We start from the raw sequence: 18,499 nt of genomic DNA, 5'->3' as shown, positions 1-18,499 counted from the left end.
AAAAATGTTGCCGAACATGTCTGGCAAACGGTTTTGTTTGACTTTGCTTAAATTTTACGATCGATTGAAACGGGGGTAAAGAGGCGTGGCGAGACCCGACTTGATTAAAAAGATTAGACAGGCCTCAGGCAATCTTGTTTAGGCAACAGGTGCGCCATACATAGATGATTTAATTTCCATGCAGTCGCGGCGAATTTGGGAATCTGCATCAATGAGGGTAGCGATTTTTTCATAGCCGTAAAGCACAGTTGTGTGGTCACGATTGCCCAACTTTTCACCAATTTGGGGGAGTGAGGCATTGGTTTCTGTACGGGCTAGATACATTGCCATTTGGCGGGGGTAAGCAATTGTTTTCTTGCGGCTGGCGCCAATCAGATCATCATTGGTGACGTTGTAATATTTACAGACGGCTTCAAAGACGTGCTCCACCGTTAATTTTTCGGGGCGGTGCATCAAGTCAGCCAGAGCCATATTGACCAGTTCCATATTGACCCGACCGCCAGACAGATGGGCATAGGCCATCACTTTGTTGAACGCCCCTTCCAATTCGCGGATGCTGTGGCGCACTTGCTGGGCAATAAAATCCATCAGTTCGTCAGGAACAACGAGACCGTTCGCCTCTGCTTTCGTTTGTAAAATCGCTTTACGCGTTTCAATGTCTGGCATTTGAATATCAGCCATCAGCCCCCACTCAAAGCGAGATTGCAGCCGTTCTTCTAGCGTGGCCATCGCTTTCGGGGCGCGGTCGCTTGAGATGACAACCTGCTTGCCCTGGCTGTGCAGTTCGTTAAAGGTGTGGAACAGTTCTTCCTGGGTACTTTCTTTACCAGCAATGAACTGAATATCATCAATGAGCAGCACATCCGGGGTGCGATACCGCTCACGGAATTGTTCCATTTGCTTGTTGCGAATGGATTGCACCAGATCGTTGGTGAATGTTTCTGAGGGAATGTAGCAAACAGAAAGACCTTCTTGCTGGCATTTGTGGCCAATGGCATGTAGTAGATGGGTTTTGCCAAGCCCTACGCCGCCGTAAATGAAGAGTGGGTTGTATGTTTGTCCAGGATGTTCTGCCACAGAAAGTGCGGCTGCGTGGGCTAGCCGGTTGCTGGACCCAACCACAAAGTTGCCAAACGTGAAGCGGCGGGTGAGGCTATTGCCGTTGGTTGAAGGGGGAGACTTTTGGGTTTTTACGGCCGTTTCCCCCATACTTGTCCCATTCAAAGCTGGCTGGGGTTGGGGGTATTCAGCAGCCTCTTCAATTACTGTTTCCAAAGGCACTTCATCTGTCCAAACCATAAATTGAATTTCGACCGGGGCATCTACAATCGCTGAGAGCGTGCGGAGAATGGTGTCGCGCAACCGATTTTCCAGCCAATCTTTAGCATAAGCGTTACGCACACCCACAACGTAAAGATTGTCACTGTAGCGTAACAAGCAGGTATCCTTCAACCAAGTATTAAAAGTTGCTTTGGTCATCTGGAGTTCTAGCTCACCCAGGGTTGCTTTCCATGCGTTCTCAGGAATCATAATGTGTACCATACGGAAGTTTATGCCAGCAATTTTGCGGTCAACAGGCGTGCGGACAGAAACGGCCGTACGCCTCAGCTAACAGATCAATTGCGAGAAATTATTACTGGCCGTTAGACACAGTTTGTGGGTTATGCTTAGAAGTCCCTCAACCCAGAAGTTGTTGCTAGCAACTATCTTTGCCCCGTTAATTGGCTCCTCGTTTTATGGGGCAAAAAAATTATTGATGATCCCTCTTGACCTCAATTTTGTGCTAGTTTTGTTATGCAGATTATTGTGCAACGGCGTAATCATTCTAACAGATGGCTAGCTGTGATGCAATGGAAATTTGCAAATTTTCCCTTAAAAGCTTAGAGATTTTTAGACTTTAAAAACCTTAAAAAAAACAATTTTTAAGGTTTGAATCTTGACAACGGCTATGCTAACCAAGATATACCGTGCAGCGAGCGAATGACCCCATATATGTGGGATTGGCTCCTCAGAATTCGGTGCGAATTCCCATATTTTGCACCGTTGGTTGCAAGAACTTAGCAAAAAAGCGGCAGTGGAAAATGTATTTTTGTGCATTAGCTAAAAAATAACTATGCGTTTCTTTTGCTGGCAAATTCCTGGTTTTGTACTTCAGCTTAAACTTGATTGCAGATGTTATGTAAACGTTAAAGAATTCTGCCAGACGCAGTAGCGTATAAAGCAACGTAACGAATCTTGACAGCCTGTTTTCACTGTGTTAGATTGCCTTGAATTTGTATTTGGTGCAATTTTAGGATGCCTTATGCCAGAAATTGAATCCTTGCCAGATGGTAGTTCGCGGCAGCGGCACAACCTGAACCATCAGGCAATTGAAGATTACCTCAAAACCATTTACATGCTGGCTCAAGATGAGTCGCCAGTATCAACATCGCGTATTGCCGACGCGCGGGATGTAAAACCGGCTTCTGCTACGAGCATGATCAAGCGGCTGGCAAAGTTAAAGATGGTGAATTATGAGAAGCATTATGGTGTTACCCTCACGCCTTCTGGTGAAAAGTTGGCGTTGGAGGTTATTCGGCACCATCGGCTCATTGAACTATATTTGATTGAAGCGCTTGGCTTTTCCTGGGATGAGGTGCATGAGCAGGCAGATATTTTGGAGCATGTAATTAGTGAAAAGCTGGAAGAGCGTATTGCGGCCGCTTTGAATTACCCTGAGTTTGATCCACATGGTGATCCCATTCCGGCCAAAGATGGTAGCATGACGACTGTTGCGGTTGAGAAGCTCTCTACGGTTCCGTCTGGGCAGACAGTGTGGGTGCGCCGCATCATAGATGATGAAAATAGTGAACTGCTGCGTTATTTGGCTGATATGGGGCTTGTGCCGGGAACGGCCGTTACCATTCAAACCGTCGCCCCCTTTGACGGGCCAATGACACTAGTAATTAACGATGAAGCCAAAGTAATTGGTCGAAATGTCGCTGCCTCTGTGCTTGTGGAGCTCGCCTAGACCCCACCATCGTACACAAAATTGAAATCTGCTTCTGCCAAGGTGGGCAGTTTTTGGTCTCTGGCTGAGAGAAGCGGGTTGGAGATAGGCCACGCAATGCCGATTTGGGGATCGTTCCACATGATACCTTTCTCGCTTGCCGGGTGGTAGTAGTCGGTGGTTTTGTACATGAGATCGGCCGTTTCGCTGAGAACACAGAAGCCGTGGGCAAAACCGGGGGGAACGTAGAGGAGACGGCCGTTTTCTGCCGACAAAATCTCCCCAACCCATTGCCCAAACGTGGGCGAACTGCGCCGAATATCTACCGCAACATCGAAAATTTCACCAATGACCACCTTGAGCAGCTTGCCCTGGGCGTGTGGCTCTTTTTGGTAATGCAGCCCGCGCAGTACCCCTTTTGCTGAACGAGAATGATTATCCTGCACAAAGCTGGCTGCGATGCCATTGGCAGCAAATATTTCAAATTGGTACGTCTCCATAAAAAAGCCGCGTGAGTCACCAAAAAGCTGTGGCTCCACTGAGATGACTTCTGGGATGGCAAGCTGGCGAAATTGAAAAGGCATGAATGTGTTCCTCCGTGAACAAAAATACAAATCCTGGCGAATTATAGCACTCCGCTGCCCACAGTTCGATTCTGCATTTATTTTGCTTCTTCGTTACAATTTGTCGGTGCATGAATGAAAATCGTATTGCGCGTTTCGTATTCCGTCATCTTCTACGTAATACGAAATATGCTCTACTTTTGAAGGAGACTTTGGACGTATGCCCTCTCATCCCAACATTGAATTAAATGATATTGTGCAGTTCCCTCTGCCTGGTATGAACATGCCTGGTTCGCTCAAGTTTGCGCCAGACGGCCGTTCCCTCACCTACCTCTTTAGCCCAGAGGGTGGCCTGGTGCGGCAGCTTTATGCTTACGATTTGGAGAGCGGTACGTCTCGCTTGCTCATTGCGCCATCGGCAGAGAGCGGCAGCGAGGAAAATTTGTCGCTGGAGGAGAAGCTGCGGCGCGAGCGGTTGCGCCAGCGTGAATTGGGCATCACCCAGTATCAATGGTCGCCCAAAACGGGCCACATGCTCATCCCGCAGCCTGACGGCCTGTACATTTTTGAGGGAGAAGGGGAAGCGTTACGGCCGTTGCTCACCAATCCCGCTAAACCCATTCAAGATGCCCGCTTCTCACCTGATGGCCAGTGGGTTTCCTTTGTGCAAGATGCAGAGCTGTACGTGATGCTTGCTACTGGTGGCGAGCCGCAGCAAATTACCAGCGGGGTGCGCGGCACGGGCAAAACCAACGGTCTGGCCGAATACATTGCTCAGGAGGAGTTGGGCCGTCGGCGCGGCTACTGGTGGTCGCCAGATAGCCAAACGTTGGCGTTTGTGGAAGTGGATAAGGCGCACATCCCTGTGTATCGCATTATGCACCAGGGCAAAGACGCCGTTGGCGAGGCGGCGCAGGAAGATCATCGCTATCCGTTTGCAGGAATGCCCAATGCGAAGGTGCGCCTGGGCGTGGTGAGCTACACTAGTGGCGCAGTGCAGTGGCTAGATTTGGGTGATAATGAGGACATTTATTTGGCACGGGTGAACTGGCTGCCAAACGACCGTCTCACTGCCCAAATTCTCAACCGCGAGCAAAGCCAGCTAGATTTGCTTGAATTTGAGCTGGCCACGGGCGAAAAACGACTGCTTCTGCGTGAAACCAGCGATGTTTGGATTAACCTGCATAACATCTTTCGCCCGCTCAAAAACCTGCCAGAAAGCCGGGGCAGTGGCTTCATTTGGGCCTCAGAGCGGACGGGCTTCCAACATTTGTATTTATATGATGGGGATGGGCAGGAGATACGGCCGTTAACCTCCGGCAATTGGCAAGTAGACAGCTTGGCCGGCGTGGACGTGAAGAACCAAACGGCCTACTTCATGGCGACCAAAGAATCGCCAACCGAAAGCCATCTGTATCGCGTGTCGCTGCTGGGCGGCGAGCCAGAACGACTCACGCCAGAGCCGGGGATGCACAGCGTGATGCTAGACATCAAGCACAATCGCTTTGTGGATGTGCAGCAGGCAGTTAACGTGGCTCCGAAAATTGTGCTGCGCTCGTTGGCGGACGGCCGTTTGCACAAAACCATCTTCAACCAGCCAGATGATCGGATTGGGCGGCATAACCTGCCCACGCCAGAAATTAGCACCCTGCAAAACCGGGATGGGGTGCTGCTATACGGAGCCATTTACCGCCCGCCGACCAGTTTTGGCAATGGGCCATTCCCGACGATCGTGAGCGTGTATGGCGGGCCACACGCCCAGCGCGTCACAAACGGCTGGCTCCTGACGGTGGATATGCGCGCTCAATATTTAGCCAGTCGCGGCTTTTTGGTTTTCAAATTGGATAATCAGGGCAGTGCTCGGCGCGGTTTGGCCTTTGAAGCCCCTATCAAACACAACATGGGTAGCGTAGAAGTGACCGACCAGGTAGATGGCGTGTGCTGGCTGGTGGCGCAAGGGCTAGCAGACCCCAAGCGGGTGGGCATTTACGGCTGGAGCTATGGTGGTTACATGGCGGCGCTCTGTTTGGCCAAAGCGGGCGATGCGTTTCAGATGGCAGTGGCGGGCGCGCCCGTGACTCATTGGGATGGCTACGACACGGGCTACACGGAGCGGTACATGGGCTTGCCTCAGCAAAATCCAGACGGGTATGAAGTAAGCAGTGTGATGCACCATCTAGACAAAATTGAAGGTAAACTGCTGTTGGTGCATGGCCTCATTGATGAAAATGTGCATTTTCGCCACACGGCACGGCTTATCAACGGCCTGATTGCAGCAAGAAAGCGATACGATTTGCTGCTATTCCCAGATGAACGGCACATGCCGCGCAAAGCAGACGGCCGTCTTTATATGGAAGAGCAAATTGCTGATTACTTTAAGAAGCACCTTTAACGGCATATTGCGTATAGCGTATTCCGTTCTGCCTCGATTTTTACGCAATACGCAATACTTCTATTTTTGCAAGAGCAGGTTGATGACTCCCATATTTTGCATGAGATGGTTGGTGAGGGTTTGCAGATGATCTGGCTGATGGGTGAGGTTGGTTAAACGGCAGTTTGACTCAATTGCCTCCACTTTGGCAAAGCCAAAAGACTGGATTTCTTGCAATGCAGCGACGGGATCATGCCCAAAGGCTTTCAGTGCCTGGGGGTTGTACTCCATGATGAGCTTCAGGTTAGGGGAGTTGGCAATTGTTTGCCGCATCCCGCGCAAAGCCCCAATTTCTGCCCCTTCGATGTCCATCTTCACCAAATCTACCCGCTCGACCTCCTGTGCGGCCAAAAAATCATCTACGGGTGTGGTACGAACAGTGAAAGTTTGAGCGGCAAAGGTTTGCCCAATGCGAGGGGCGATGTCGGTTTCGTGGGTTTGGGCCTTTTGCAAAGCCACCATTGCCTCATCGTAATGCAATGAGCCGCTGGCAGACATCATCAAGTAGTCGTGCAGCTCGGCGGTGCCTTCGTGTTCAGCCAGGGCCAGGTTTACGGCTGTTACCTGCGGCAGATGTTTCACATTGTGTTGCAGAGTGGCAAAAGTGCGGGGGTGGGGTTCAAAGGCAAAGATACGGCCGTTCTCCCCCAAAATCTTCGCGTAGCGACGAGAGTAGTAACCAACATGTGCGCCAATGTCCAGCATTGTCATGCCAGGCGCAGCCAGCCTGTCTAGCTGGGCAACTGTTTCCGTCTCATGGCGATTGGTGAGCAGCTCTAGTCGAAACCAGAAAGGATCATCTGGCATAGTGCGAAAGTGGCGGGTTTTCTCTAAAACTGGTATCGCGCCGTGGGTCATCAGCCAGTGGGTGGCTACGTGTGCGGAACGAAATCGCTTGATTGTTTTGCGGTAGAGCCGCAGGCTCAAATCTGTAATGCTCATGCCCCACTTTTACCAGAAAACAAGGTTGGGAGCGAATTTTGCGGCTAAATTTGAGGAAACAACAAGGTTTTCAATTGTCGCAATTTTAGGACGCAGACTAGCGCGGATGACGCGGAAAACAAATGATTTATCCGCGTCCCACCGGCTAATAATGTAGACTTTTGGAAAACCATGAAGCTGAAAATCGATCTGTTGGACAAAGGAAATAAACAGGGGATAATTCGCAACAATATTAGCATTCCATGCGTGCCAGGTTCCTGTGTTACAGAGTGGAAATAGTATAGGAGATAAACCTTTGTCCAAGAAAATTTATGTAGGAAATTTACCGTTTTCGGCAAGCGAAGATGAAGTGTATGATTTGTTTACGCCATTTGGCAACGTAGACTCTTTGGCGATGATCAATGATCGAGACACAGGTCGTTTTCGTGGCTTTTGCTTTGTAGAAATGGCAGATGCGGAGGCTGAGGCGGCTATTGAAGCATTAGATGGACACGACTTTAACGGCCGTGCTTTGCGCGTCAATGAAGCACGACCACGCGAAAATCGCGGGGGCGGTGGCCGACGCGGCGGTGGAGGTTACCGTGGCGGTGGCAATCGTGATAACTACGGCGGCGGTCGCGGCTGGGGATAATTTCACTTCTAATCAAATCACAAACTGAAGATGGAGGTCAAGCTTATTAGCTTGGCCTTTTTGTTGCTACTGATTCGTTTTATAAATTTGCAGCAGTTGCAATGCAGCGGTGGTTGGGGGGAGTTTGCCCTGGCGCACGGCCGTTTCCAAATCCGGCAGTGCAGCCTGCACGGTAGGCTGGGCATAAAAACTTTGCTTGAGCTGCTCGGCAATAACTGTGTGTAGCCACTCCTGCAGCTGGGCCTTGCGCCGGGCTTGCCACGCCCCGGACTCGGTCATTTTCTCCTGGAACGACTCAATCGCCGACCAAATCTTGTCAATACCTGCATCTTCCAGGGCAGAGGCGGTGTAGGCACGCGGCCGCCAGCCTTCTATGGCGGGTGTCAGGTAATGCAAGGCGCGATTGTACTCAGTCCGTGCTGCCTCAGCTCGCACCTTGTTTTCCCCATCGGCCTTGTTGATCAATATCGCGTCGGCAATCTCCACCACCCCTTTTTTGATCCCTTGCAGTTCGTCGCCAGCGCCGGGAACCAGCAGCAGCAGGAAAAAATCTACCATCGAGCGCACCGTAATTTCGCTTTGTCCGGTGCCCACCGTTTCCACCAAAATCACGTCGTAGCCCGCCGCTTCACACACCAGAATGGACTCCCGCGTTTTGCGGGCCACCCCACCCAACATGCCGCCAGTTGGAGACGGCCGTACAAACGCATTCTCCTCTCGCGTTAGCATCTCCATCCGGGTTTTGTCTCCCAAGATGGAGCCTTTGGTGATGGAACTGGTAGGATCCACAGCCAAAACTGCTACCTTGTGCCCTGCCTGCACTAACTTTAGCCCCAACGTTTCAATGAGGGTAGATTTACCTGCCCCCGGCACGCCGGTTACGCCGACCCGGAGCGATTGGCCGGTGTGAGGCAGCAAGTGGCTCAAAACCGCCTGCGCCTGTTCAAAGTGGCGCTGGGCATTGCTTTCTACCAGCGTAATTGTACGGGCCAGCATCACCCGGTTGCCCGCCAGCACGCCCTCGACGTAAGCTTCTGTTGTTACTTTGCTCATGTGGGTAATGGTAGCGGAAACGGCTGTTCCTGCACAGCCACAAGCGTCCTACGCCTGTCATTTCGACCAAAGGGAAAAACCCCTCTAAACTTGCCCCACTTTGACGTTTAGTAAGCATTGTCAGTAGATCGAAGAGAGGATGCTCACTCCTCCATTTCGAAGGACTGATTATGGAGAGGTAATTATGCGCCCAAGCTTGAGCGTTGTTTCCCCTGAACTTATCACCCAGATTTTGGACGAAGCCAAGCGCATTTTAAGCGAAATTGGCATTGAGGTGCGCGGCCCAGTGCTGCGCCAGCGGCTGCTCGATTATGGTTTGAAGCTGGATGCTGCGGGCGAGCGCATTTTGTTCCCTGCCGATGTGGTGGAGTGGGCCATTGAAGCCACGCCGTCTTCATTTACGCTGTATGACCGCGAAGGAAACCCTCACGCGGAGCTGGGCGGAGACAGCGTGCATTTTGTACCTGGTTCCAGCGGTCTCAAGGTGCTGGATCGCCGCACGGGTGAAACGCGGTTGGCTAATACGGCCGATTTCGCGGAATACGTGCGCCTGGCCGACGGTTTGGAACATATTGCCTACCTGGCCACCGCCTTCTCTACCAACGACGATATTGAAGCGGCCGTTTCTGACGCATGGCGCCTCTATCTTTGTCTTACCAATTCGCACAAGCCCGTGGTTTCCGGTGCATTTACGGAGCGTGGCGTGCCGCGCATGGCGGAAATGATGAGGCTCTTCCGACAAGATCAGGCTGATTTGGCGGCGCGTCCCCTGTCAATATTTACCATCACGGCGACGGGTAACTTCCGCTACGGGGAAGATTCTTGCCAAAACTTGCTGGATTGCGTAGAAGCGGGCATTCCCGTTGAGATTGTCCCCGTCACGCTGATGGGGCTTATCGCTCCGGTGACGTTGGTGGGGGCAACCGTGTTCCATACGGCCGATGTGTTGGCGGGGTTAACGATGGCTCAAATTGTGAAGCCGGGTGCACCAGTGCTGTTTGGCGGCGCACCGGCAACATTTCACATGAAAGCGGCTACCTCGCCGATGGTGGCCATCGAAGCCTTGCATTTGGACGTGGCGTATACGGCCGTTGCCAAGCACCTCAGCCTCCCCACCCAGGCGTACATGGCCCTGAGCGACGGCAAGTTTCTGGATGCCCAGGCCGGGGCAGAAACATTTGGCAGTGCGCTGCTGGCGGCGTTGGCTGGCATAAATTCCGTGTCGGGGCCGGGAATGCTGGACTATGTGCTGGTTTTTAGCCTAGAAAAGTTGGTGGTAGACAATGATCTATGCGGCCAGGCGCTCCATTTTGTGCGGGAAATGAAAGTGCAAGGGGATTTGCCGACGGTAGATTTAGTGCGCCAGCTTTTGGCCGAGGAACACCTCATCACGGCTGAACACACGCTGGCCCATTGGCCCCGATCACTTTATTTGCCAGGTGGGGTCATTGATCGAATGAATCGTGAGAATTGGCAGAAGGCGGGTTCTCCAACATTGCAGGAGCGGGCGAAAACGGCCGTTACCCAACGCCTCGCCGCCTACACCCCCATCCAAACTGATTCCAAGCTAGATGCCGAAATGCGTCGCCTTATCCGGGCTGGCTTAAAAACAAACCAGCCGTTACCTCCCGTGCCGAAACATCATGAAGTGGAAACGGCCGTAACCTCACGGCGTCGGCGTCGTTTTCGGCGGTAGAAAGCCCACAATTTGCACAATTGCAAAGAATTGTACGGCCGTTTCCCTTACCATTATCCTGCACGCACTATTTGTGTCCCCAACAAACTTCTGGAGGTGAAGGATATGGAAGAGAATCACGACATCCCCAAAGACCAGGAAGCAGAAAGCCAAGAGATCCCTAAAGGTCAAATTTGGTTTGACAAAATTTTCCTGCTGCTGGCACTTTCAATTGCTATTTCCGGTTTAGTCTACAACGCTTGGGGTCTTTGGGAACTGTTCCGCTAATACCCCACCATCACATTTGCCACATTGCAGGTGGTTGCTGGTGGCTTACACTAGCCGCTAACCACTAGCCACGACTCCAAAGGAGGAATTTATTATGCTTGCCCCTGAGCGAACCTGGTGGAAACCCCTCCACCGTTATGAAAGAAGCTGGCTTATCATCGCGTTCTTCTGGTGTATTTTATTAACAGCGATGATGCCGATTTGGTACTTTTACGGCCGTCAAAACGTTCCCGCCGAAACCTTAAGCACCACCCCAGAAGCCTTCGAAGAAAAGGTCCAGGAAATGGTTGCCCAATATGAAGTTGGTACAGAAAACGGCATCCCTGTTGTTGCGCCGCCACCCGGCAGCGATGTTTATTATTTAGCTCGGCAGTGGCAATGGTATCCAGTTTTGCAGCTTGAAGAAGGCGAAACGTACCGATTGCATCTCTCTTCATTAGACGTGCAGCATGGGTTTTCTTTGCAGCCAGTGAATTTGAATTTGCAAGTTTTGCCGGGCTATGACTACATTGCCACCATCACCCCAACCCAAACTGGGGAATTTTCAGTTGTGTGTAACGAATTTTGCGCCATCGGCCATCACCTGATGGTGGGCAAGATCATCGTTAATGAGTAATGAGATGGCATGAACCCAATCTCGACATCATTAAAAATTAACAGATTTCGCAGATAGCACGCTTTGCGCGACAGATTTCTCTCTTTTCTCTGTGATCTCTGAGGCAAAATTATTTTGCAAGGAGGAAGAAACAATGGCGACCATTGCTGTACCCCAACCACAGGATGATGCAAACTTTCGTACGTGTCCTGTCACTGCCCTCAAAGTTGATTTAGCCGCCGAGAAGTTAATTATTGCCAATGCGGTTGCGGCCGTTGTCTTTTTGGCAATCGGCGGTTTGTTTGCCTTGCTGTTGGCACTTACCCGTTGGCAGGCCATTCACCTGCTAAACCCCGTCTGGTTCTACCGCATCTTAACCGCACACGGCTTCGATATGCTCGTTTGCTGGATTGTCTTTTTTGAAGTGGCTGGCCTCTACTTTGGCAGCGCGGTGATGCTAAACGCCCGCCTGGTGCAGCCCAAAATTGGCTGGGCAGCCTTTATCCTTATGGCGGGCGGCGCACTTATGACCAACATCATGGTTATGCTTGGCGAAGCTGACGTGATGTTTACCGCTTACGTTCCCCTGAAGGCACATCCGCTCTTTTATTTGGGCATTGTGCTTTTTGCTGTGGGCGCGCTCATTGCCGTCATACTCTTTTTTGCTACGGTCATCACTGCCAAGCGAGAACGCCGCTATGAAGGCTCTGCTCCCTTGGTAACTTATGGACTCATTGCTGCGGCTATCATTGCCGTTTACACGCTGCTGTCTGGCGCGTTGGCCTTTGTACCTGCGCTGCTTTGGTCATTAGATTGGATTCCACCGCTTGACCCAGGCTACTACCGCAACCTGTTTTGGGGCTTTGGCCACCCAGCACAGCAAATCAATTTGGCGGCAATGGTTGCCATTTGGTACGCTCTGGCAGCCATTACCGTTGGTGCCGTACCTCTAAACGAAAAGCTGTCACGGTTGGCATTTATTCTCTACGTCTTGTTTATCAACCTCGGCTCTGCCCATCACCTGCTAACTGATCCTGGCTATAGCTTCCTTTGGAAGGTGACCAACACCTCGTACGCCATGTATTTGGCGGTTTTGGGTAGCCTCATTCATGCCTTCTCCATTCCCGGCGCAGTCGAGGCGGCACAGCGACGTAAAGGATACACTAAGAGCTTGTTTGAATGGATTCGTAAAGCACCCTGGCGCGAACCAGGATTCTCGGCCTTGGTTATTTCAATGGTGCTGTTTGGCTGGATTGGCGGCGTTACGGGCGTGACGATTGGTACCGAACAGGTCAATATGCTGGCGCATAACACCATGCGCCTGCCGGGTCATTTCCACGCCACAGTGGTTTCTGGTACCACGTTAGCTTTTATGGGGCTTACCTATTACTTGATTCCGCTAATTTTCCGACGCGAGCTAAAGCTGAAGAGTTGGGCATCTCGCCAGCCTTATGTGTTTGGTTTCGGGATGCTGCTGGTTTCCATCGGCATGATTGCCAGCGGCTTGCAGGGTGTGCCGCGTCGCCATTGGGACATCACGTTTGCTTCATCAACGTTTAAGGCTTTTATTCCTAGCACGGCCGAATTTATGCTAGGCATTATGGGTATTGGGGCAATTATCGCCATTGTTGGCGGCGTGATGTACCTGACTGTTGTTTTGACTTCAGTATTGACGGGTAAGCGGCAAGAAGCTCGCCGCCTGACGTTGGTTATGAGCCAGGAAAATCCGCTGGTAGACGATGCGATTCCGGCCAATGGAAAAGAAGCAACAGGTAAGATTGCTCCCAAAGGCACGGTGGTTTTGGTGTTTGGTTTCTTGATGTTCTTTGTCATTTACTACTTTAGCAACTGGTGGCTGCTGGGTCGTACTTGGATGATCAATTAGTAAGGGCGAGGCAGGTGGTGACAAGTTGATTTGCTTTGCACAAATTTGCCCCACCTGCCTAGCCCCTACATGAAACGGTAAAAATGGTTGCTGTTTTTGTACTAGGTTTAACTGGCAGTTTGGGGCATTGCGCCACGATGTGTGGCGGGGTGTCTGTGTTGCTAGCGAGACGTGGTGTAACGCAAGGCTGGCGCTGGCTGTTGGTTCAGCTAGGTCGCATTTGCAGTTATGGCATTTTGGGTGGCTTGGCTGGTTGGGTTGGTCAGGGTTTGATAATGGGCATGGGTGGGGAGCAAATGGCGCATTCGCATCATGATTCTGATGTTTCTGCGGCCACGCTCTTGCCAGGGTTGAATGTTTGGCAGGGTGGGCTGGCTTTGCTTACGGCCGTTCTCGCTTTTTACATCGCTTTGGCAATGTTGGGACGAGTGCCCTCGCCAGAACTGCTGTTGGTACGCGTCACCCGTGCTTGGGGGCGTTTGATGCGCCGCCTGACGATTCAGCCAAAACAAAGCACGGAACAAGCTGGGGTTATAACCGCCTTTGGGCTGGGGATTGCTTGGGGATTTTTGCCTTGCGGGCTGGTGCTGGCGGCGCTGCTGGCTGCGGCTGTCGCTGGTTCGCCTTTGTTGGGGGGGCTAACCATGCTGGCATTTGGCGTGGGCACGTTGCCGCTAACCTGGGGGATGGGGCTGCTGGCGCGGCGACCAAATTGGCAAACGGCCGTTCCCCACCTACGCACCATCGGAGCGGTGGCAGTGGTGCTGTTTGGCGTGCAGATGAGCCTGCGCGGTTTGGCGATGTGGGGCTGGGTGAGCCATCTCCATTTGGGCAGCGTGATGATATGGTAGCCGACGCCATCGCCTGCGACCTGTGCGGTTTACCTGCCTGGCATCCAATTTTGGGCGAAAACGGTGAAACCTTTTGTTGCCCATCGTGCCGAGAAGTGAGCAGCTTGCTGCGCGAGGCGGAGCCCATTTTGCCTGGGGTTGAAATTGAGGGCGGGGAAGTGGAGACAGGCGTATTCTCCCTGGGCGGCTTGTGGTGCCCCTCCTGCGCCTGGCTCATTCGGGAGCGGTTGAGCCGCACACCGGGCGTGGCCGAGGCCGACGTGAGCTTTTTGCAGCGCGAAGCCCGCATCAGCTACGATCCGGGGCGCGTGACGCCCAAACGCATTGTGCGGCGGGTGCGGCAGCTAGGCTACAACGCTTGGCCAGAAGGCAAATCCGCCAGTGATGAAGAAGAATCCCACTGGAATCGGCTGCTCATTAGCGGCGTTTTGACGATGCACATTATGGTGTTGAGCTTTATGCTTTACTTCCGCCAATGGACAGGTCGTGCCTCACCAGACACGGAATGGCTGGCGCATATTTTTGAGATCATGATTTTGATCATGAGCGTTCCCACGGTGCTGATCCTGGGCTTGCCCATCTTACGAGCGGGGCTGGCGGGGCTGCTGCGCGGCCGGCCGAATACCCACACGCTCATTGCCGTCGGCGCATTTTCTGCCTTTATTTTATCCTTGCGTAACTTTATTGTAGGACAGGGTGGCATCTATTTTGATACCGCCGCTGTCCTGCTTTTTTTGGTGGCCATTGGCCGCTGGCTGGAGATGTGGGCGCACAAGGTGAGCAATGAAGCCGTGCAGCAGCTTTGGCAGCGGATGCCGCCGCTGGCTACCTGGCTAACGGCAGACGGAGAAGAACAGGTGGCGGCCGATGCGCTGCCGCCTGGTGCCAGGGTGCTGGTGCGCCCCGGTGAACGCTTCCCTGTCGATGGTATTGTGGCTGTGGGCGAGGGGGATGTGGATGAGAGCCTGCTTACAGGCGAGCCGGAAGCTGTTTTGCGGCAGGCCGGGGATCGCGTTTTAGCGGGAACCGTCAATTTGGATGGCTCTTTTGAGGTGATTGCCTCGGCGACGGGGGCCGAGACGATGGTGGGGCAAATTGGGCGATTGCTGCATCAGGCATTGTGGCAACGGGCTCCGGTTGAGCGTTTGGCAGATAAAGTGGCGGGACTTATGGTGCCAACGGCCGTTTTCTTAGCTACCCTCACCTTTATTTACTGGTCTACCCAAGTTGGTTTTGAAACCGGACTGATTCACGCTTTGTCGGTGCTGCTCATTGCCTGCCCCTGTGCGCTGGGCATTGCCACGCCGCTTTCTTTGTGGCTAAGTCTGGGTCGTGCCTCGGAGTTGGGCATTATTTTGCGCCAAACTGGCGTGCTGGAGCAGTTGGCGCAGGTGAACCACGTCTTCTTTGACAAAACGGGGACGCTGACGCAACGACCATTGCAGTTGGCCGATGTGGCGGTAGACGGCGTGGTGCGCGATCAATTTTTGGCGTGGGTAACGGCCGTTGAGGCCAAATCAGAACATCCCATCGCCCAATCCATTGTGGCGGGTGCCGCCTATGTTGGGGAGTTGCCAACTGTTACTGCGTTCCGTGCCTTGCCCGGCAAGGGCGTTACTGCTCTGGTCAACGACATGCCCATGTGGGTGGGTAGCCAGCGTTTAATGATGGCGGTCAACTTGTCCCTTTCGCCACGCCTGGCTACGATGGCCCTGCATTGGCAGGCGCAAGGGTTGATGGTGATTTACGCAGGGTGGGCAGGTGAAGTCCAGGGAATTGTGGGGTTAGGGGAACAGCTGCGGCCAGAAACGGCCGTTACCTTGCAAATGTTGCGGTCGCTGGGCCTGGAAATTTCGGTGCTAACCGGAGATGGTGAGATGGCCGGACACCGCTGGCAGCAGCAGTTGGGCGTCTCTGTTCATGCTGCCCAAACCCCGGCAGATAAGGTGGCCTGGTTAGAAGCCGTGGGCCCGGGGTCGCTGATGGTGGGTGATGGCATCAACGATGGGCCAGCATTGGCGGCAGCGGGGGTAGGCATTGCCGTCAGCCAGGGTACCGATGTGGCTCAAGAAGCCGCCGATGCCATTTTGATTCAGCATAATTTAACGGCCGTTCCTTGGCTCATTCAACTGGCTCGGCGCACTATGCAAACCGTGAAGCAAAATTTGGTTTGGGCCTTTGTTTACAATGTGGTGGGGATTGGCCTGGCCATCACCGGGCATTTGCAGCCAGCTTTGGCCGCGCTTTTGATGGTTCTCAGCAGCGCGATTGTTACGGGCAATGCCCTGCGCTTGCGTAAATTTCCCCTTGCCTCCGTTCAAGCTGAACAGGAAGCCCCGGAGATGCCTCCTTCAATCAATTTATCAACAAAAGCAATATCACATGGCTAAACAACCTTCAATTTATCCCCGACGCCGCCTGCTGCGGGCCTTGGAACGCGGCACGGCCTGGCTGGAGCGGGCGATCAATCGGTTTGGTACGGTGAATGAACGGATACGGCCGTACAATCCCCTCTACCATTTGGGTACGCTGGCCATCTTTTTACTCATCGTGCTAACCATCACTGGGCTATACCTCACCGTGTTTTACCGCCCCGGCGTAGACCGCGCCTACGCCAGCGTGGCGGGCATGTCGGCCACCTGGCTAGGGTCGCTCATGCGTACCGTTCACCGCTATGCTTCCGACGCTTTGATTGTTGTTTCCATCCTGCACGCGCTGAAAACATTTTTTAGCGACCGCTTTTGGGGGAGCCGCTGGCTGGCCTGGCTCTCTGGCTGGATATTGCTGGTGCTGTTTTGGATTATTGGCCTGATGGGTTACTGGCTCATTTGGGATCAACCTGCCCAGTGGTTAACTGAATATTTTATCCAACTGCTGCAAGGCCCATTTGCCTACACATTTTTTGGCGGTCAACTTGAGTCAGCCACTTTCTCACTGTTTGTGATTGTTCTGTTCCTGCATATTTTCCTGCCGATATTGCTCATCATTGGCATCATCGTCCATCTGTTGCGGATGGCGCGGGCCAGTTACTGGGCGCCTCGCTGGCTGATGATTGCGACGGTGTTGGTTTTAACCGCGCTGGCGCTGTGGTGGCCACTCAAGTTGGCGCTTCCGGCCGATGTGAACGTCATTGTGCAGCAAGCACCGCTGGATTGGTGGTATTTGGGCTTTTTGCCATTGGCAGAGCGGTTGGGGGACGGTTGGTTTTGGGGAACGGCCGTACTCATTCTCATAGGTGTTATTGCCTTTCCATGGCTATTCCCGGCTCGGCATGACGGCCCGGCAGTTGTGATTGACCAAAATTGCACCGGCTGTAGCGCCTGCGCCCACGAATGCCCCTACACCGCCATCGAGATGGTGGAGCGGAATGACGACACCGAGTTCACCATGCTGGCGGTGGTAAAACCGTCGCTTTGCACCGGCTGTGGCATCTGCGTGGGGTCTTGCCCCGATAAAGCCATCGAGCTAGATCGGCTGCACTCCGGCGTTATCCGGCAAGATTTGCAGCGCACGCTGGGCCTGGCGCAGGCAGACGGGGAAGCGGCCATTGCCGTGTACGCCTGCGAACGGCACGATGCGCTGGGTACGCTGCCACCGCTGGCCAAACCCAAGCCATTGGCCGAAGCAGATTTAACGATTGGCGGAGCCATTCCCTTGCTGCAAGCCAAGCTGCCGCCGCGCATCAACGTGGGCAGCTGGTCAGACGATCAAGATCAGCCGCGCCCGGTAATCACCTGCGTGGTGCCTTGCACCGGGATGTTGCATCCCAACTGGGCTGCCGAAACGATTGAAGCGGGTGGGGCAGGAGCCATTGTAGTGAGCTGTCCGGCGCATGATTGCTCATACCACGAAGGGCCAAGCTGGATTGCCAATCGGCTCAAGCGGCGGCGCACTTTGCGGAAGGGGAATGTTCATTTTTGGGAGCTGGCTCCTGGCAGCCGCCAGCAGGTGTTGGCGCTTTGGCGGCAAATGCTCGGCAATGGCGACGAAGGCAGTTCTGCTGGGCAGGTGGTGACGATGGTTGGTGGGGGAACGGCCGTATCCACTCTCTCCCGATTTGCTTTTTTGCGCCACTCACTGGTGGGTTTGGTGATTCTGTTTGTTACTTTCCTGGGGGCGATTTGGCTAACGCCACTCACGGCAACCAGCGCACCGGCCTCAGGCCAAATTCGGGTGGTCATCAACCACGGTGGCGAGGTAGTCATTGATGCCGGTGATCTGTCAACAGACATTTTGGAAAAGCTGCCAGAAAATGTAGACCCGGCGCAGGTGCTGGGCGGCGAGCGGCTGCCGGTGCGCCTGCGGGTGGCGGTGGATGGCAAGATTATCATTGAAGAGAGCTACGAAGCGCGAGGCTTACGCGGCGAAGGTGCTATCTATGGCCTTGAATCGTGGTGGGGGGAACCAGGAGAGCACGACGTTACGATTTGGTTGATGGATGATGAGACAGAATGGCGCACGGTGTTTGCTGATACAGTCACAGTGCCGGAAGATGGCGTTGTGGGGTTGCTGTATAATCCAGAGCGAGATGCGTTTGAGGAGTAGCCGCGGATTCTTTCCGCGCGGGCGCAGTAAGAAATTGCGGCTACAATTTGT

The 18,499-nt window shown here is 53.3% G+C and carries 14 protein-coding genes; 10 read left to right on the top strand and 4 right to left on the bottom strand.

Features of this window, described 5'->3' with window-relative positions:
- Positions 1 to 138: 138 nt before the first annotated feature.
- Positions 139 to 1,530 carry a chromosomal replication initiator protein DnaA gene (dnaA, locus tag ACOQPM_RS04685; protein WP_420628070.1) on the bottom strand — a complete coding sequence of 464 codons (1,392 nt, stop codon included), beginning with the start codon at positions 1,528 to 1,530 and terminating at the stop codon, positions 139 to 141.
- Positions 1,531 to 2,302: 772 nt separating this feature from the next.
- Between dnaA and ACOQPM_RS04680 the strand changes: the two genes are divergently transcribed.
- Positions 2,303 to 3,010 carry a metal-dependent transcriptional regulator gene (locus ACOQPM_RS04680; RefSeq protein WP_420628069.1) on the top strand — a complete coding sequence of 236 codons (708 nt, stop codon included), beginning with the start codon at positions 2,303 to 2,305 and terminating at the stop codon, positions 3,008 to 3,010.
- Here ACOQPM_RS04680 and rfbC read toward each other — a convergent pair.
- Positions 3,007 to 3,573 carry a dTDP-4-dehydrorhamnose 3,5-epimerase gene (rfbC, locus tag ACOQPM_RS04675; RefSeq protein WP_420628068.1) on the bottom strand — a complete coding sequence of 189 codons (567 nt, stop codon included), beginning with the start codon at positions 3,571 to 3,573 and terminating at the stop codon, positions 3,007 to 3,009. The genes ACOQPM_RS04680 and rfbC overlap by 4 nt on opposite strands.
- Positions 3,574 to 3,772: 199 nt before the next feature.
- Here rfbC and ACOQPM_RS04670 point away from each other — a divergent pair, with 199 nt between their 5' ends.
- Positions 3,773 to 5,944: a DPP IV N-terminal domain-containing protein gene (locus ACOQPM_RS04670; protein ID WP_420628067.1), complete on the top strand. Its 2,172-nt coding sequence runs from the start codon at positions 3,773 to 3,775 to the stop codon at positions 5,942 to 5,944.
- A 60-nt stretch (positions 5,945 to 6,004) separates the two neighbouring features.
- Here the strand turns inward: ACOQPM_RS04670 and ACOQPM_RS04665 are convergent, their stop codons facing one another.
- Positions 6,005 to 6,925, bottom strand: coding sequence for an FkbM family methyltransferase (locus ACOQPM_RS04665; protein ID WP_420628066.1), 921 nt, complete (start codon positions 6,923 to 6,925; stop codon positions 6,005 to 6,007).
- Positions 6,926 to 7,220: 295 nt separating this feature from the next.
- On the opposite strand from ACOQPM_RS04665, the gene ACOQPM_RS04660 reads away from it, so the two are divergent.
- On the top strand, positions 7,221 to 7,556 hold the full coding sequence (locus ACOQPM_RS04660; RefSeq protein WP_420628065.1) for an RNA recognition motif domain-containing protein: 336 nt from the start codon (positions 7,221 to 7,223) through the stop codon (positions 7,554 to 7,556).
- Between the two features lie 66 nt (positions 7,557 to 7,622).
- Here the strand turns inward: ACOQPM_RS04660 and meaB are convergent, their stop codons facing one another.
- Positions 7,623 to 8,609: a methylmalonyl Co-A mutase-associated GTPase MeaB gene (gene meaB / locus ACOQPM_RS04655; RefSeq protein ID WP_420628064.1), complete on the bottom strand. Its 987-nt coding sequence runs from the start codon at positions 8,607 to 8,609 to the stop codon at positions 7,623 to 7,625.
- 184 nt (positions 8,610 to 8,793) lie between these two features.
- On the opposite strand from meaB, the gene ACOQPM_RS04650 reads away from it, so the two are divergent.
- The 7 genes from ACOQPM_RS04650 (at position 8,794) to ACOQPM_RS04620 (ending at position 18,448) form a co-directional block, all read left to right on the top strand.
- Entirely contained in the window at positions 8,794 to 10,305 is a 1,512-nt protein-coding gene (locus tag ACOQPM_RS04650) for a trimethylamine methyltransferase family protein (RefSeq protein ID WP_420628063.1), read from the top strand.
- Between the two features lie 105 nt (positions 10,306 to 10,410).
- Positions 10,411 to 10,572: a hypothetical protein gene (locus ACOQPM_RS04645; protein WP_420628062.1), complete on the top strand. Its 162-nt coding sequence runs from the start codon at positions 10,411 to 10,413 to the stop codon at positions 10,570 to 10,572.
- A gap of 94 nt (positions 10,573 to 10,666) precedes the next feature.
- The gene (locus ACOQPM_RS04640) at positions 10,667 to 11,188 is read left to right on the top strand and encodes a cytochrome C oxidase subunit II (protein ID WP_420628061.1); all 522 of its coding nucleotides are present in this window, start codon (positions 10,667 to 10,669) and stop codon (positions 11,186 to 11,188) included.
- A 133-nt stretch (positions 11,189 to 11,321) separates the two neighbouring features.
- Positions 11,322 to 13,052 carry a cbb3-type cytochrome c oxidase subunit I gene (locus ACOQPM_RS04635; RefSeq protein ID WP_420628060.1) on the top strand — a complete coding sequence of 577 codons (1,731 nt, stop codon included), beginning with the start codon at positions 11,322 to 11,324 and terminating at the stop codon, positions 13,050 to 13,052.
- An 83-nt stretch (positions 13,053 to 13,135) separates the two neighbouring features.
- Positions 13,136 to 13,903, top strand: a complete 768-nt coding sequence (locus tag ACOQPM_RS04630; protein ID WP_420628059.1) for a sulfite exporter TauE/SafE family protein — start codon at positions 13,136 to 13,138, stop codon at positions 13,901 to 13,903.
- Positions 13,897 to 16,293, top strand: coding sequence for a heavy metal translocating P-type ATPase (locus ACOQPM_RS04625; RefSeq protein WP_420628251.1), 2,397 nt, complete (start codon positions 13,897 to 13,899; stop codon positions 16,291 to 16,293). Before ACOQPM_RS04630 ends, ACOQPM_RS04625 begins: the two co-directional genes overlap by 7 nt.
- Positions 16,286 to 18,448 carry a cytochrome b N-terminal domain-containing protein gene (locus ACOQPM_RS04620; protein ID WP_420628058.1) on the top strand — a complete coding sequence of 721 codons (2,163 nt, stop codon included), beginning with the start codon at positions 16,286 to 16,288 and terminating at the stop codon, positions 18,446 to 18,448. The genes ACOQPM_RS04625 and ACOQPM_RS04620 overlap by 8 nt, the downstream gene beginning before the upstream one ends.
- Positions 18,449 to 18,499: the final 51 nt, after the last annotated feature.

Source organism: Candidatus Leptofilum sp. (genome assembly GCF_965223525.1).
GTDB lineage: Bacteria > Chloroflexota > Anaerolineae > Promineifilales > Promineifilaceae > Leptofilum.
Note: the sequence above shows the minus strand (reverse complement) of the source record. Positions and strands in the feature narration are given on the sequence as shown.

Excerpts from the sequence above, each read along its gene's own strand:
- dnaA (WP_420628070.1), bottom strand. The coding sequence starts at position 1,530 with ATGATTCCTGAGAACGCATGGAAAGCAACCCTGGGTGAGCTAGAACTC.
- ACOQPM_RS04680 (WP_420628069.1), top strand. The coding sequence starts at position 2,303 with ATGCCAGAAATTGAATCCTTGCCAGATGGTAGTTCGCGGCAGCGGCAC.
- rfbC (WP_420628068.1), bottom strand. The coding sequence starts at position 3,573 with ATGCCTTTTCAATTTCGCCAGCTTGCCATCCCAGAAGTCATCTCAGTG.
- ACOQPM_RS04670 (WP_420628067.1), top strand. The coding sequence starts at position 3,773 with ATGCCCTCTCATCCCAACATTGAATTAAATGATATTGTGCAGTTCCCT.
- ACOQPM_RS04665 (WP_420628066.1), bottom strand. The coding sequence starts at position 6,925 with ATGAGCATTACAGATTTGAGCCTGCGGCTCTACCGCAAAACAATCAAG.
- meaB (WP_420628064.1), bottom strand. The coding sequence starts at position 8,609 with ATGAGCAAAGTAACAACAGAAGCTTACGTCGAGGGCGTGCTGGCGGGC.
- ACOQPM_RS04650 (WP_420628063.1), top strand. The coding sequence starts at position 8,794 with ATGCGCCCAAGCTTGAGCGTTGTTTCCCCTGAACTTATCACCCAGATT.
- ACOQPM_RS04645 (WP_420628062.1), top strand. The coding sequence starts at position 10,411 with ATGGAAGAGAATCACGACATCCCCAAAGACCAGGAAGCAGAAAGCCAA.
- ACOQPM_RS04640 (WP_420628061.1), top strand. The coding sequence starts at position 10,667 with ATGCTTGCCCCTGAGCGAACCTGGTGGAAACCCCTCCACCGTTATGAA.
- ACOQPM_RS04635 (WP_420628060.1), top strand. The coding sequence starts at position 11,322 with ATGGCGACCATTGCTGTACCCCAACCACAGGATGATGCAAACTTTCGT.
- ACOQPM_RS04630 (WP_420628059.1), top strand. The coding sequence starts at position 13,136 with ATGGTTGCTGTTTTTGTACTAGGTTTAACTGGCAGTTTGGGGCATTGC.
- ACOQPM_RS04625 (WP_420628251.1), top strand. The coding sequence starts at position 13,897 with ATGGTAGCCGACGCCATCGCCTGCGACCTGTGCGGTTTACCTGCCTGG.
- ACOQPM_RS04620 (WP_420628058.1), top strand. The coding sequence starts at position 16,286 with ATGGCTAAACAACCTTCAATTTATCCCCGACGCCGCCTGCTGCGGGCC.